The organism is Flavobacterium sp. DG1-102-2 (genome assembly GCF_033042555.1).
GTDB lineage: Bacteria > Bacteroidota > Bacteroidia > Flavobacteriales > Flavobacteriaceae > Flavobacterium.
Map to the genome: position 1 here is coordinate 101049 of NZ_JAWLIK010000010.1, position 13832 is coordinate 114880.

General features: G+C 40.2%; 16 protein-coding genes. 8 read left to right on the forward strand and 8 right to left on the reverse strand.

Annotated features, from left to right (window positions below):
- Positions 1 to 193 precede the first annotated feature (193 nt).
- On the forward strand, positions 194 to 1249 hold the full coding sequence (locus tag R1T16_RS14400; protein WP_317501821.1) for a PA0069 family radical SAM protein: 1056 nt from the start codon (positions 194 to 196) through the stop codon (positions 1247 to 1249).
- 154 nt (positions 1250 to 1403) lie between these two features.
- Here the strand turns inward: R1T16_RS14400 and pyk are convergent, their stop codons facing one another.
- The 5 genes from pyk to R1T16_RS14425 form a co-directional block, all read right to left on the reverse strand.
- Positions 1404 to 2834, reverse strand: coding sequence for a pyruvate kinase (gene pyk / locus R1T16_RS14405; RefSeq protein WP_317501822.1), 1431 nt, complete (start codon positions 2832 to 2834; stop codon positions 1404 to 1406).
- Positions 2835 to 2838: 4 nt separating this feature from the next.
- A complete protein-coding gene (locus tag R1T16_RS14410) occupies positions 2839 to 3327 on the reverse strand; it encodes an IPExxxVDY family protein (protein ID WP_317501823.1) in 489 nt (162 codons plus the stop codon).
- Between the two features lie 118 nt (positions 3328 to 3445).
- Positions 3446 to 4192, reverse strand: coding sequence for a ribonuclease III (gene rnc, locus R1T16_RS14415; protein WP_317501824.1), 747 nt, complete (start codon positions 4190 to 4192; stop codon positions 3446 to 3448).
- A gap of 7 nt (positions 4193 to 4199) precedes the next feature.
- Positions 4200 to 5453: a beta-ketoacyl-ACP synthase II gene (gene fabF / locus R1T16_RS14420; protein WP_317501825.1), complete on the reverse strand. Its 1254-nt coding sequence runs from the start codon at positions 5451 to 5453 to the stop codon at positions 4200 to 4202.
- A gap of 213 nt (positions 5454 to 5666) precedes the next feature.
- Positions 5667 to 5903, reverse strand: coding sequence for an acyl carrier protein (locus tag R1T16_RS14425; RefSeq protein ID WP_019037482.1), 237 nt, complete (start codon positions 5901 to 5903; stop codon positions 5667 to 5669).
- Positions 5904 to 6080: 177 nt separating this feature from the next.
- Between R1T16_RS14425 and R1T16_RS14430 the strand changes: the two genes are divergently transcribed.
- The 5 genes from R1T16_RS14430 to R1T16_RS14450 are packed head-to-tail and all read left to right on the forward strand — an operon-like array spanning position 6081 to position 8803.
- Positions 6081 to 6644: a phosphoribosylglycinamide formyltransferase gene (locus R1T16_RS14430; RefSeq protein WP_317501826.1), complete on the forward strand. Its 564-nt coding sequence runs from the start codon at positions 6081 to 6083 to the stop codon at positions 6642 to 6644.
- Between the two features lie 9 nt (positions 6645 to 6653).
- Complete coding sequence (locus tag R1T16_RS14435; RefSeq protein WP_317501827.1) at positions 6654 to 7151, forward strand: DUF4348 domain-containing protein; 498 nt, start codon at positions 6654 to 6656, stop codon at positions 7149 to 7151.
- 13 nt (positions 7152 to 7164) lie between these two features.
- On the forward strand, positions 7165 to 7776 hold the full coding sequence (locus R1T16_RS14440; protein WP_317501828.1) for a hypothetical protein: 612 nt from the start codon (positions 7165 to 7167) through the stop codon (positions 7774 to 7776).
- Between the two features lie 31 nt (positions 7777 to 7807).
- On the forward strand, positions 7808 to 8284 hold the full coding sequence (gene rnhA, locus R1T16_RS14445; RefSeq protein ID WP_317501829.1) for a ribonuclease HI: 477 nt from the start codon (positions 7808 to 7810) through the stop codon (positions 8282 to 8284).
- A gap of 24 nt (positions 8285 to 8308) precedes the next feature.
- On the forward strand, positions 8309 to 8803 hold the full coding sequence (locus R1T16_RS14450) for a hypothetical protein (protein WP_317501830.1): 495 nt from the start codon (positions 8309 to 8311) through the stop codon (positions 8801 to 8803).
- Here the strand turns inward: R1T16_RS14450 and R1T16_RS14455 are convergent, their stop codons facing one another.
- Genes R1T16_RS14455 through R1T16_RS14465 form a run of 3 tightly spaced genes read right to left on the reverse strand, consistent with a single transcriptional unit; the run spans position 8804 to position 10315 of the window.
- A complete protein-coding gene (locus tag R1T16_RS14455; protein ID WP_317501831.1) occupies positions 8804 to 9292 on the reverse strand; it encodes a hypothetical protein in 489 nt (162 codons plus the stop codon).
- Entirely contained in the window at positions 9289 to 9774 is a 486-nt protein-coding gene (locus R1T16_RS14460) for a hypothetical protein (protein ID WP_317501832.1), read from the reverse strand. The genes R1T16_RS14455 and R1T16_RS14460 overlap by 4 nt, the downstream gene beginning before the upstream one ends.
- 7 nt (positions 9775 to 9781) lie before the next feature.
- On the reverse strand, positions 9782 to 10315 hold the full coding sequence (locus tag R1T16_RS14465; RefSeq protein ID WP_317501833.1) for a hypothetical protein: 534 nt from the start codon (positions 10313 to 10315) through the stop codon (positions 9782 to 9784).
- Between the two features lie 563 nt (positions 10316 to 10878).
- Here R1T16_RS14465 and R1T16_RS14470 point away from each other — a divergent pair.
- Both R1T16_RS14470 and R1T16_RS14475 read left to right on the forward strand, forming a co-directional pair.
- A complete protein-coding gene (locus tag R1T16_RS14470; protein ID WP_317501834.1) occupies positions 10879 to 11808 on the forward strand; it encodes a PfkB family carbohydrate kinase in 930 nt (309 codons plus the stop codon).
- Positions 11809 to 11880: 72 nt separating this feature from the next.
- Complete coding sequence (locus R1T16_RS14475) at positions 11881 to 13779, forward strand: amidophosphoribosyltransferase (RefSeq protein WP_317501835.1); 1899 nt, start codon at positions 11881 to 11883, stop codon at positions 13777 to 13779.
- Positions 13780 to 13832: the final 53 nt, after the last annotated feature.

A 13832-nucleotide genomic window follows, 5' to 3' on the forward strand; every position in this document is an offset into this window, starting at 1 on the left:
TGCATGGTCTTTTTCTTTTTTAGGTCATAAAGATTTGGGCAGTGAAAGGCTTTACTTACTGCCAGGAAATCGAATTTTCCGTAAAGCCCTGCAAACGCTGGGTAATATATTTTTGTTGATAAACTAAGACCTGGTTTAACACACAAAACGATGCTGTTTTCCTAATTTGCCATAGGTAAAAAGCAGGAAGAAAATGGAAAAGAATACGATTAAAGGGCAGGGTGCTGTTACAAATATTCACAATCACTTTATTAAGAATCGCTACGAAACATCTATTTATCAGGATGATTATGAGGAAGATATTGCCAAAACAAAAGTGTTGGAAGTGTTTCCGAAGACCATTGTAAATGCTGTAAAAAGCCCTGATCTTTCTATGGCCTATTCTATGAATCCGTATCAGGGATGCGAACATGGCTGTGCTTATTGCTTTGCTCGCCCCACCCACGAATACTGGGGTTACAGTGCAGGCATAGATTTTGAGCGCATTATCATGGCGAAGAAGAATGCCCCGCAGCTGCTTGAAAAATTCTTTCAGAAGCGCGGTTATAAACCGGAGCCAATTCTTATGTCGGGCAATACAGATTGCTACCAGCCCATCGAACGCAGACTGGAAATTACCCGTGGCTTGCTGCAAACCTGCCTTGATTACAGGCATCCGGTGCATGTGCTTACTAAAAATGCACTGGTTACCCGAGACATGGATATCCTTACCAAATTAGCCGAAAAAAATCTCGTTACCGTCTCATTGAGCATCCCTACGATTAACGAGGATTTAAGGCGTAAACTCGAGCCGCGCACCTCTTCGGTCAATACTAAGCTAAAAGCGCTGGAAACACTCTCTAAAGAGGGAATCCCGACGCATGTGATGATTGCTCCGATGATACCAGGACTGAATACTCCTGAAATTCTGTCGATAGCCAGGACCATTGCCGAAATTGGAGCGCAGGATTTTGGATACACCCTCGTGCGCCTTAACGATACAGTTGAACCTGTTTTCATAGATTGGCTCGAAGAGCATTTCCCTGACCGTAAAGAAAAAGTGCTGCACCAGATAGCCTCGCTGCATGGCGGCAAGCTGGGTGAAAAGCAGGTTTTTAAACGCAGAACCGGCGAAGGCAATATTGCTGACATGATACACACTACCTTTAAAGTCGCGAGGCAGAAGTTCTTTAAGGATAAAATGAGGATGGAGCCGCTGGCAATTCATCACTTTGATGGTACAAAAGGGGAGCAGCTGAGTCTATTTTGAACTGAAAGTCATAAAGCGGCAAAGTTTATGGCTACACGTGTGCCATTATGAGTGCATCACATCGCAGTCGAAGAATCTCCTTTATATTCGTGCATAAACAAAAAAGCCATCCTTTTCAGGACGGCTTTGATCTTCTTTTTTGGAAAGAAAGCTGTTATTCTATTTCAGATACCCTTAACGTGTTAACCATACCTTTATCTACTACAGGCATTGCAGCAAGGTTGATAAGGAAATCGCCTTTTTCAACAAATCCTTTTTCTTTAGCGATCTGGTTAACGTCTTCTACGGTTTCATCTGTACTGGAGAATTTGTCGTAGAAAAATGCATTAACGCCCCAAAGAAGGTTAAGCTGTGTAAGTATCGTTCTGTTTGATGTAAACACAAGGATGTGCGCGCTTGGCCTCCATGCAGAGATCTGGAACGCAGTATACCCACTGTTTGTAAGCGTACAGATACCTTTTGCCTTGATCACGTTTGCCATTTGGGCAGCGTGGTGACAAATAGTTTTTGTAATGAAACGCTTAGTGCGCACCTGTGGTGTGTTTTGCGGTACAGTGATAAGCGGAGAGTCTTCTACAGCTTCAATGATCTGTGTCATTTTCTCGATAACCTGAACCGGATAGTTACCTACAGACGTTTCTCCTGAAAGCATTACGGCATCAGCACCATCCATTACAGAGTTGGCAACGTCGTTTACTTCAGCACGTGTAGGCGTAAGGCTTGTAATCATCGTTTCCATCATTTGTGTAGCAACGATTACAGGTATACGTGCAGTTTTAGCACGGTTGATAAGTTTTTTCTGGATAAGCGGTACTTCCTGTGCAGGGATTTCCACGCCCAGGTCGCCACGCGCTACCATAAGTCCGTCACAAAAAGCAACGATCTTGTCTATGTTCTCAACACCTTCCGGTTTTTCGATCTTAGCGATGATAGGAATTTTGTGTGCCGAATGCTCGCTGATAAGATCCTGAAGCTCCTGAAGATCCTGAGGTGTACGCACAAAAGAAAGAGCGATCCAGTCTACCTTTTCTTTACATGCAAAAATAGCATCCCTGATATCTTTTTCTGTAAGTGCAGGAAGTGATACTTTAGTATTAGGAAGGTTTACACCTTTTTTAGATTTAAGCGGTCCGCCCTGTATAACGATAGTCTTAACCTCGTCACGACGGTTTGTTTCAAGAACCTCAAACATAAGCTTACCGTCGTCAAGAAGAATTTTCTCGCCCGGGTTAACATCGTTAGGGAATTCTTTGTAGTTCATGTAAACTCTTTCTGCAGTACCCGGTACATCTTCAGCAGTCTGGAAAGTGATTACATCACCCCTGTTTACGACTACGTCTTCTTTCATTACCCCAACACGCAGTTTAGGGCCTTGTAAGTCGGCTAATATAGAAGTGTTGTAGCCAAACTCATCATTAAGGCTCCTGATCATGTCTATACGTTCTTTAACGTCAGTATAGTCAGCATGAGAGAAGTTAATCCTAAATACGTTTACACCTGCATCGATCATGTCTTTAAGCACTTCCCTTGTGCTGCATGCAGGTCCTAATGTGGCTACAATTTTAGTTTTTTTCTTTGTCGGCATTCTTTTAAAAAATTAAATTGTTCTTTGATTTCAGTTTCTTGTGATCAACGCTATAGGCTGTGGCAATTTGTTTAATAGAAAGTAGTTTTTCCACTACTTTATCCTGCTCAAAAAGAGTAGGGGTGTTTTCTATTTTCAGCACATAGTCCACAGTCTTAAGTTCGGGCATCAGAAAAACGCTTGTCTCGATGGACAGGCCTGTGTCTTCAAACAAAGAAGTGGTTGTGGTGCTCTGCATGGTTGTTATCCTGTTCCTGTTTTGTATCAGGTTCCATGCACTGTCGTTGCCGGGGTCTTCAAAGATAAATCTTGAAAAACAGCTTTCCCCCTCGTTAATGGTTACCCATATATCGTTTGGGCACTTTTCAAGCAGTATGGCTAATTCCCTGTTTATAAAATAGGCAAGCCTATGGTCTTCAAGGGAAGAGTGAATGGCAATCAATTTATAATCGACTGTAACAAAATCGTCAATCAGTAATTTGTGAATAGCCATAGCGATACTAAAAATAAAGCCCGTAAATATACAATTTAATGTTAAGATAAAATAGCGTAACCTATTAAGTTTGTGCTATTTTCTTCACGAAAACGTTATAGTTTACTGTGAACTTGCTCTATTTTTTGTTAATTTTTTCCTGAAATGCAAAATATGCACGTTGAGAAGCCTTCTCTTCTGCTTTTTTCTTAGAAGTGGCGCGTGCACGTGCTATTATCTTGCCGTCTATTTTGAGTTTTACGGCAAAATGCTTCTGACCCTCAGTGCCATTATCTTCGTAGATCTCATACTGAAAGGTTCTTTTTTCCTTTTGGCACCATTCAATCACGAGGCTTTTGTAGCTTATTACCTTGCCTTCCAGTTTTGCGATATCTACGTAAGGCAGGATAACTTTTTTCTGGATGAATTTCTCGCACCAGTTAAAGCCACGGTCAAGGTAGATAGCACCTATTAAAGCTTCAAAAAGGTTGCCGTGTATGTTTTCGCCAAAATGCGGTGCAGATACTTTGCTTTCTACCCATTTTATGAGGTTAAGGTCGCGGCCAAGCTCGTTAAGGTGCTCGCGGCTCACGATCTTGGAGCGCATTTTGGTAAGGTAGCCTTCGTCTCCGGTGGGTACTTCGTTAAAAAGGTGGGCTGCAATTACAGATCCCAGCATGGCATCGCCTAAAAATTCCAGTCTCTCGTAATTTACGGGATGGCCGTTTTCGTCGAGCTTGTTAGAAGAGCGATGGGTAAAGGCTCTTCGGTAATGGGTAAGGTCTACCGGCTCAAAGCCGAGTATTTTTTTTATTTCATCAAAAAAAATCCCGTCTTCCGGAGAAAGACGGGTATTTTTTGTAAATATTTTTTTAATGATACCCATGGGTATATTAAGCTTCTAGTTTTTTAACCAATACACACGCATTGTGTCCGCCAAACCCAAACGTGTTGCTCATTACCACTTTCATATCCCTTTTTTGGGCTGTGTTAAAGGTAAAGTTCAGTTTAGGGTCTATGTTCTCATCATCTGTAAAGTGGTTGATGGTAGGAGGAACAATACCATGTTTGATAGACAGGATAGAAGCGATAGTTTCTATAGCTCCTGCGGCACCAAGAAGGTGGCCTGTCATAGATTTTGTAGAGTTTAGGTTAAGCGTGTAAGCATGCTCGCCAAAAACCTCCATAATAGCTTTAGATTCTGCAATATCACCAAGAGGTGTAGAAGTACCGTGCATGTTTACACCGTCTACATCTTCAGGTTTTAATCCTGCATCCCTAAGGCAGTTGATCATTACATTGCGTGCGCCAAGCCCTTCAGGGTGTGGAGCTGTAATGTGGTGCGCATCGGCACTCATACCTCCGCCGCCAATCTCGCAATATATTTTTGCGCCCCTTGCCACAGCGTGCTCATACTCTTCAAGTATAAGTGCGCCTGCACCTTCGCCAAGTACAAAACCTTCACGGTCTTTATCCATTGGCCTTGATGCTGTTTTAGGGTCGTCGTTTCTTGTAGAAAGCGCATGCATAGCGTTAAACCCGCCCATTCCGGCAATGGTTACGGCAGCTTCACTACCTCCTGTTACCATAACATCTGCATGGCCGAGGCGTATGTAGTTAAAAGCATCTATCATAGCGTTTGTAGATGATGCACAGGCAGAAACCGTTGTAAAGTTAGGTCCTCTTAAACCATATTTAATAGAGATATGGCCTCCCGCAATATCAGCAATCATCTTAGGGATAAAGAACGGGTTGAATTTAGGAGTGCCGGAGCCTTTAGCCCAGTTGATAACCTCCTCCTGGAAAGTTTCAAGGCCGCCGATACCCGATCCCCAAATAACACCGGCTCTGTCTTTATCTAAAGTGTCAAAGTCGAAATTTGCATCTTTTACTGCTTCATCCGTAGCAACCATGGCGTACTGGGCATATTTGTCCATTTTCCTTGCTTCCTTACGGTCTATAAAATCTTCAACGTTGAAATTTTTTACCTCACAGGCAAATTTAGTCTTGAAGTTAGTCGTGTCAAAATAAGTAATAGGGGCTGCTCCGCTCACACCGTTTATAAGGTTGTTCCAGTATTCTTCTACGGTATTTCCTATTGGTGTAAGTGCACCCAGTCCTGTTACTACAACTCTTCTTAATTTCATAAGGTCAATTTTATAGTTTCAAATTTAAAGAACAATACCCATGCGCTCTGTATCGTAATGTAAGAAAACATGGGTATTTGTGATGTTTTTTTATGAAATCGCCCTGTCTTTAAGGGTATCTCATTTTTTTTGGTGTGTTTTTTGGCCTTAGCGTAATCCAATAAATAATAACATCCATGTAATTTTTATGACTACATGGATGTTGAATATTTATTATTTTTTTGCCTCTTCGATGTAAGAAATAGCCTGACCTACAGTAGAGATGTTTTCTGCCTGATCGTCCGGAATCTGAATGTCAAATTCTTTTTCAAACTCCATGATAAGCTCAACAGTGTCTAATGAATCTGCTCCCAGGTCGTTTGTGAAGCTTGCTTCTGTTACAACTTCGTTTTCGTCAACACCTAATTTGTCTACGATAATCGCTTTTACTCTTGATGCAATGTCTGACATAATCTTTAATTTTAGAATTTAAATTGAATGGCAAAAATAAAAAACTTTATTTTAAAACCGCATCTTCGCTAAAAAATGTGATACTAAATTAGAAAATTAATTTTAGAATATCCTTAAAACACCGTTATTTTGCAGGATATTATTCTTTTTTACGCACCCTAAAATTCTTTCCAAAATATGAAAAAAATCGTACTTTTTGCTTCAGGTGGAGGCTCTAACGCTGAGCAGATAATGCAGTATTTCGACGGGAAAGAGGCATATTCGGTAGTTGGGGTGCTCACAAACAACAAAAATGCAGGTGTGATAGAACGTGCAGAAAAGTTTGATATTCCGGTGCAGGTTTTTACCCGAGAGGAGCTAAATGAAGGAAAAGTACTTCAAATAGTAAACGAATTTGCCCCCGATCTTATTGTGCTTGCGGGGTTTTTACTCAAGTTTCCGTCAGATATCATCGCGGCCTACCCTGGTAAGGTGATAAATATCCACCCTGCGCTGCTTCCAAAATATGGAGGAAAAGGGATGTATGGTATTAATGTGCACCGCGCTGTTTTAGAAAATAAAGAAAAAGAAAGCGGTATCACCATACATTATGTAAATGATAATTATGACGAGGGTAATATTATTTACCAGCACACGGTAGTAATAGAACATTGCACAACACCCGAAGAGGTTGCTTTAAAAGTGTTGGCCCTTGAGCATGAACATTTCCCTAGGGTAATTGAGGAGATATTGAATAAATAGGATTTGAAGATGGGGCAATTTGAGAATTTGAAGATGCTTGCTTTCGCTGTACTTTTACTGTTGTTAGTGAACTGTAGGAAGATAGAGGCTGATCCTGTTAAAATTAATGTTACTGAGGATAAAGCAGATTCTATAATGACGCCTTCAGAAGTGGTGAAAGATTGCGATACGAATTTTGATGTTTTCTTTAAGAAATTTGCTGCAGACAGCGTTTTTCAAAATAAGCATACTAAATTTCCATTGAAAAGCATTCTCTATTATAGTGGAGAAAATCCTGAGTTTGTTACTCATTATCTTGCTTCTAAAGATTACAGGTATTATGATTTTAGGAAAGATAAGGATGGGTATAAGTTAAAAGACAGTCCTTACAAAGTTGTAATTGAAACAGAGGGAGACAGTATTTTTTATCACTGGAGGGGAATTGGATGTGGGATAAATTATGAATTCAAATTTGCCCTTACTGATGGGTGCTGGTATATGGTCGAAATGGGAGATTATTCCGATTAACAAGATAATAAAGATGAAAAACTATATATTGCTCCTGTCCCTTTTTACTTTAAGTGCGTTTGCGCAGGAACGTTTTGAATTGAAAGGCCACGGATTTACGTTTGAAAGGCCTGATGGCTGGCTTACTGCCGAAGACAGGGCTTTTAGAGAGAATATTGAAAAATTTGGGTGGACAGAAAAACAGGCTGAGGAACTCAAAAATCAAAGCAGCACAGCTAATGTGACTGCCTTTTATAAATATGACTCAAAAACATACAGGGGAATAATACCTACGCTTAACCTCACTACGGGGCCAAATCCTACCAAAACATTTGCGCAGTTCAAACAGATGGTTGCTAACAGCCATGCGCAGTTTAAAAAGGTGCTTAATGATTTTAAAGTGGTTTCTGAAGGTAAAGAAATGGTGGTAGATGGCAGAAAAGCGATTATGGAAACTACCAGTTATATGCTTAATGGTCCTGATGGCCCAACAATGATAAAAAGTTGTATGCTGTGCTTTACAAAAGACAAATATTATTACACCTTATCACTGGTTGAAGAGGCTGGCAAGGAAGATAACATGGTTATTTTTGATCAGGTTATAAAAACAATCAGGATTGGAGATAAGTCGGTTTCTAAAAAATAGCTGCATCCACAAGTAACCAAACAAATACTACATGTCCCACACCGTACACATATATACAGATGGCGCAGCAAAAGGCAACCCGGGGCCGGGCGGCTATGGCGTGGTCATGGAACTTGTTGGGCAGCCCTATAAAAAAGAATTTTATGAGGGCTTTCGCCTTACGACCAATAACCGTATGGAACTGCTTGCTGTTATCGTAGGCCTTGAAAAGCTAAAAACACGGGGTACAAGTGTACTTGTAATAAGCGATTCTAAATATGTGGTAGATTCTGTTGCAAAAGGATGGGTCTTTGGCTGGGAGAAAAAAGGGTATAAAGACAAAAAGAATCCCGACCTTTGGAAACGTTTCCTTGTGATCTACCGTCAGCATAAGGTTGACTTTAAATGGATAAAAGGTCACAATAACCACCCGCAAAATGAGCGCTGCGACCAGCTTGCAGTCATGGCATCAACACAGCCAAAGCTGAATGTGGATGCTTACTATGAAAACGAAGGCAGGCACGCCTAATCACTAAATCTAAATGCTACTTTTATGAAAATCATACCATACATATCTGTTGATACTATCAATTTTACCGATTCTTACGAAGAAGTAAAGGCAAAACTTGAATTTGACTTTGAAGAAAGTGAATCGGAGGATATAGATGCTGTTTATCCTATGTTATACGTGGAAGAGACTAATATGCTGATTCAGTTTAGCGAAGAAGGAGAATCGGTGCGCTATGTGGAGCTTTTGTCGCCAAAGTTTGACGCCTTTTGTGGAGACGCACTAATTACTGGCAGCTATATAGATGTGCTTAAGCAAACCAGGGAACTGGATGAAGCCCTAGATGCAGAAGACGGTGGCTTTACCTCGATTAAATTAGGTGTAGCTATCAGCAGGCAGTCAGAAGACGGGCTGTACTCTAACAAGGTAGAAAGCGTGGTGGTGTTCAGCAAGGCGTTTTCTGAGGAGCAGGACGCTGATCCTGATGATTTCCTTACATTCCACCTGGGCTACAACCCTTTTGAGGGAGACGATAAGTAGTTATTCTTCCACCCTTGCTTCAAGCAGGTCTATGATTGCTTTTTTAGATTTTTCGTACTCAAAATAAAAGCCGCCTATACTTAGTGCCAGGCCAAAAATAAGCATCCCGAAAGGGATGAGGGTAAACCCTGAAAATCCTTCTCCCGATGATATTGTGGCATAAAGTATGGCAATGCAGCCAAGGCTCACTCCACCCAGCCAAAATATCATAAAACCAATAACGAGTCCGTGCGGCTTAAAGATCGTTTCTATTGCAGTCCTGCTTTGTTCCGGTAAAAATTTGCCATTTATGTAAGGAATAAAAGAATTCCTGTAACTTATATTTCTTCTTATTTCAAAGCCATTCATGTTTCCGTGGCCTATAAAGAGTGAGCCGCTGCCCCAGGCAGAAAGTCCCGGTTTTCCGGTGTTGTCACGAAGCCTTTCAAAAACTTCTCTTTTTGTAAGTTTTGTGGTTAGGGTAAGCTTTTGGTAGGGTATTAGTTTCATTGCGGTAATGTTTGTGCGTTAAGTAAAAGTTTCAAAATATTGGCAGCCTCATTGCATTCATTCTTAAAGCCGGTCGAGATTGTTAATGCTACAACTGTAAATATTGCAGGAAATAATAATAGAGTAATTTCAAATGTGTTGGCAAAAGCCAAAAAATAAAGTGATAAAAATCCTGTTACTGTCAAAATTATGACCATAAGAAATGCATGGTGATATTGAAGGCGGAATGTTACCAATATGTGTGTGTCGTTAAGGAATGGGATAACTTTTCCTTTTATGCATGGATTAAATGGATTCCGAAAGATTTTATTTTTAATAAGTTTAAAATTATTGCCGTTTATAACTCCTTTAAAAGGTCTGGCTTTTCCGCCGAATCCTGTAAGATAGCTGTTCGAAGCTGAGTTAGTATTGAGTAGTTCCAACACCTCTTCAAAAGTATAGTTTGTTATAAGCATAAGCTTTTGTTGGGGTATTAGTTTCATGGCAGGATTATTTTATTATTTTTTGATTAGCGTTTACCGCTGGGATGTTTTCCAATATTTTTGCTTTAAAAAGTTCAATGAGCTCTTTCTTAATTTTGCTATATTCTGTATAGAATTTCAAGGCAGAAAATCCATATAATAGTAGCGAAAAGAAAATTAAAGCCGGTATAATTCCATCTGCGCTATTAATTCCTGCTGTGTTAATTCCTATAAGCATAATAGTTATTACGGGCATTATGCAGATAAATATGCTTAACATTTTACCATATTTAAAAGTCAAATGAATCTGCGTTTCTTTTGGTTCTAAACTAATATTTCCGGTTATTACTAAAGCAGGGTATTTAATTGTATGTATAAAGCTTCTGTAGGCATTTCTCCGTACTTTAAAATTATAATTTTCTACATAACCAAGAAATAAAGTTCCCGGATTGCCAAAAATAAAACGCGGTGGCTTACCTGTTTGATCCTTGAGGATGTTTGCTGCCTGAACAGGTTTATATTTAGTAATAAAAGTGATTTTTTTAGGCGGAAGAAAATTCATTGGTTTGGTTTAAGTTAGCTCCAGCTTATGTCAATAATTACGGTATTGCCTTCAATTTCTACATTTCCGCGAAAGTGATTAATAGGATAAGTGCTTTTAAGGTCTTTTGTAGCATTAATTGCATGATGTTTTTCTTAATCTTAAAAAATGCACCCCTGCAACAGTAAGTACTACGAGGAAAAAAACTGTAAAAATGCTAAAGCCTATAAGCGAACATGCAAATTTCCAATGCTTATCTGTATTCTGATATTGCAGGCAATTATTAAAAACATTTCCAGAAATAAGCGTTACAATAAAGATAAAGGCAAACTTATAAGAGCTAGTCGCTTAAAATATTTTTCGGTATCCATATTTTTCGAAATAATTGTACTACAAATATATTCAATACTATTATATGAAGGTATTAGCTGTTTGCGGGTTAAAATAAAGAAATATCGATTTAGTAACACAGCCTTCGTAAACTATTGATTTTGTATATGGTAGCATTGATGAATTTGATTGTCAATTTTTTGTATCTAACAAAGTTATGAAGTATCTTTGCGCCTTTAAAATTCATTGCTTTTATGAACAAATTACTGATTGTGGGCTCGGTGGCTTTTGATGCTATAGAATCGCCTTTTGGCAAAACCGGAAAGATACTTGGTGGAGCCGGTATGTATATAGGCTTTTCGGCATCTTTTTTTAAAGTTCAGTCTGCCATAGTTTCAGTAGTGGGCGAGGACTTTCCTCAGGAATATATAGACCTTTTTACCGAAAGGAATATTGATATTTCGGCCCTTGAAGTGGTTAAAGGCGGAAAAACCTTTTTTTGGAGTGGGCGCTACCACAACGACCTTAACTCACGCGACACGCTTGTTACAGAATTAAACACCCTTGCCGATTTTCAGCCTAAAGTGCCTGAAAACTTTAAGGATGCCAATGTAATTATGCTGGGCAACCTGCACCCAATGGTTCAGATAAGCGTTCTTGACCAGCTTACCGAAAAGCCTAAGCTTGTGGTGCTGGACACGATGAACTTCTGGATTGATTCTGCTCTTACAGATCTATTGGAGGTGATTAAACGCGTAGATGTAATTACGGTTAACGACGAAGAGGCACGCCAGCTTACATGCGAATATTCGCTGGTTAAGGCAGCTGCAAAAATTCAGCAGATGGGTCCTAAATATGTAGTCATTAAAAAAGGTGAGCACGGTGCTTTGCTGTTTCATGAAAAGCAGGTATTCTTTGCTCCGGCGCTTCCGCTTGAAGAGGTGTTTGACCCAACAGGGGCAGGCGATACTTTTGCAGGTGGTTTTGCAGGCTATATTACCCAGAGCGAGAATGTTTCATTTGACAATTTAAAGAATGCAATCATATATGGTTCTAACATGGCTTCTTTCTGTGTAGAGAAGTTTGGCCCTGAACGAATGATAAACCTCCAGAAAGAGGAGGTGCTGGAACGATTACAGCAGTTTAAGGCGTTAACGCAGTTTGACATTGCGCTTGAAAACTAACGAATAACTAAGCCCAATTGCGGGCTTTTTTTAATAGGAATACAACAACAACACATACACACAACAAAGACTATGAGTGACGCTTTAAAACATGAATGCGGTATTGCGCTGTTAAGATTATTAAAGCCATTAGAATACTATAAAGAGAAGTATGGCACTGCTTTTTATGGTATACAAAAAATGTACCTGCTTATGGAAAAGCAGCACAACCGCGGACAGGATGGTGCTGGTTTTGCAAGCATTAAGCTGGATGTTAAACCGGGCCAGCGCTACATCAGCAGGGTGCGCTCTAACCAGCAGCAGCCTATACAGGATGTGTTCAAACAAATCAACGAAAGGATAAATGAAGAGCTTACAGAACATCCTGAATATAACGACAGCGTTGCCGCCCAAAAAGAAAACCTGCCTTACATAGGTGAGGTGTATTTAGGGCACGTGCGTTACGGTACCTTCGGTAAAAACAGCATAGAAAGCGTTCACCCGTTCCTTCGCCAGAACAACTGGATGCACCGCAACCTTATTGTTGCCGGTAACTTTAACATGACTAATGTTAAGCAGCTTTTTGACAGCCTTGTAGAACTTGGCCAGCACCCAAAAGAACTTGCCGATACCGTTACCGTGATGGAAAAGATTGGTCATTTTCTTGATGGTGAGGTAGCCGACCTTTACCAGGATTGCAAAGCTGAAGGTTTTACAAAACAGGAAGCTTCTTCTATAATATCTGAACGATTAAATATTGCTAAAATACTTAAACGTGCTTCTAAACAATGGGATGGCGGTTATGCAATGGCAGGCCTTATAGGCCACGGCGACAGTTTTGTTTTCCGTGATCCCGCTGGTATCCGTCCGGCTTATTATTATCAGGATGATGAGATTGCTGTTGTGGCGTCAGAAAGGCCGGTTATCCAGACTGTGTTTAATGTTGCTTTTGAAGACGTTAAAGAGCTTGACCCGGGCCATGCGTTTATCGTTAAGAAAAGCGGAAAGGTTTCGATAGAAGAAATTATTCCTGCATTGCCTAAAAAAGCATGTTCTTTTGAAAGAATATACTTCTCAAGAGGTAGTGATGCCGAAATTTATGAAGAACGTAAAGAACTTGGTCGTTTGGTGCTTCCACAAGTGCTTGAAGCTATAGAAAATGATACAGATAACGCTGTCTTCTCTTATATTCCAAACACAGCAGAAACCTCGTTCTTTGGCCTTGTAGAGGCAGCTCAGGATTTCCTGAACCAGCGTAAGAACAAACATATCCTGGAACACAGGAATACGCTTAATGAAGAAACCCTTGAGGAGCTTCTTAAAGTTAAGATACGTACAGAGAAGATTGCTATTAAAGACGCCAAGCTTCGTACATTTATTACTGAGGACAGCAGCCGTGACGACTTAGTAGCGCACGTATATGATGTTACTTATGGTGTTATTAAGCCAGAAGATAACCTTGTTATTATAGATGACTCTATCGTAAGGGGTACTACCCTTAAAAAGAGCATCCTTAAGATGATGGACAGGCTTAATCCTAAACGTATCGTGGTAGTTTCATCTGCACCACAAATTAGGTATCCTGACTGTTACGGTATAGATATGGCTAAGCTTGAAGGGCTTATTGCATTCCAGGCGGCACATGAGCTGCTTAAAGAAAGAGGGTTAGCTAACATAGTAGATGAGGTATATGCAAAATGTAAAGCACAGGAGAACCTGCCTGACAGCGAAGTGATCAATCACGTGGTCGATTTCTATGCTCCGTTTACTGATCAGGAAATATCAGATAAGATTGCTCAGATGTTAAGCAGCGAAGGCATCAATGCTGAGGTTAAGATAATCTTCCAGAGCGTAGACAATCTTCATAAGGCATGCCCTAAGAACTTAGGAGACTGGTACTTTACGGGCGACTATCCTACGCCGGGTGGTAACCGTGTTGTAAACCGTGCTTTCATCAATTTCTACGAAGGAAACGACGCAAGAGCATATTAAACGGGCATATTCGACGAGTTTTTTTACAGTTCATCGGAAAGGTTTGTAAGAAG

Excerpts from the sequence above, each read along its gene's own strand:
- R1T16_RS14400 (WP_317501821.1), top strand. The coding sequence starts at position 194 with ATGGAAAAGAATACGATTAAAGGGCAGGGTGCTGTTACAAATATTCAC.
- pyk (WP_317501822.1), bottom strand. The coding sequence starts at position 2,834 with ATGCCGACAAAGAAAAAAACTAAAATTGTAGCCACATTAGGACCTGCA.
- R1T16_RS14410 (WP_317501823.1), bottom strand. The coding sequence starts at position 3,327 with ATGGCTATTCACAAATTACTGATTGACGATTTTGTTACAGTCGATTAT.
- rnc (WP_317501824.1), bottom strand. The coding sequence starts at position 4,192 with ATGGGTATCATTAAAAAAATATTTACAAAAAATACCCGTCTTTCTCCG.
- fabF (WP_317501825.1), bottom strand. The coding sequence starts at position 5,453 with ATGAAATTAAGAAGAGTTGTAGTAACAGGACTGGGTGCACTTACACCA.
- R1T16_RS14425 (WP_019037482.1), bottom strand. The coding sequence starts at position 5,903 with ATGTCAGACATTGCATCAAGAGTAAAAGCGATTATCGTAGACAAATTA.
- R1T16_RS14430 (WP_317501826.1), top strand. The coding sequence starts at position 6,081 with ATGAAAAAAATCGTACTTTTTGCTTCAGGTGGAGGCTCTAACGCTGAG.
- R1T16_RS14435 (WP_317501827.1), top strand. The coding sequence starts at position 6,654 with ATGGGGCAATTTGAGAATTTGAAGATGCTTGCTTTCGCTGTACTTTTA.
- R1T16_RS14440 (WP_317501828.1), top strand. The coding sequence starts at position 7,165 with ATGAAAAACTATATATTGCTCCTGTCCCTTTTTACTTTAAGTGCGTTT.
- rnhA (WP_317501829.1), top strand. The coding sequence starts at position 7,808 with ATGTCCCACACCGTACACATATATACAGATGGCGCAGCAAAAGGCAAC.
- R1T16_RS14450 (WP_317501830.1), top strand. The coding sequence starts at position 8,309 with ATGAAAATCATACCATACATATCTGTTGATACTATCAATTTTACCGAT.
- R1T16_RS14455 (WP_317501831.1), bottom strand. The coding sequence starts at position 9,292 with ATGAAACTAATACCCTACCAAAAGCTTACCCTAACCACAAAACTTACA.
- R1T16_RS14460 (WP_317501832.1), bottom strand. The coding sequence starts at position 9,774 with ATGAAACTAATACCCCAACAAAAGCTTATGCTTATAACAAACTATACT.
- R1T16_RS14465 (WP_317501833.1), bottom strand. The coding sequence starts at position 10,315 with ATGAATTTTCTTCCGCCTAAAAAAATCACTTTTATTACTAAATATAAA.
- R1T16_RS14470 (WP_317501834.1), top strand. The coding sequence starts at position 10,879 with ATGAACAAATTACTGATTGTGGGCTCGGTGGCTTTTGATGCTATAGAA.
- R1T16_RS14475 (WP_317501835.1), top strand. The coding sequence starts at position 11,881 with ATGAGTGACGCTTTAAAACATGAATGCGGTATTGCGCTGTTAAGATTA.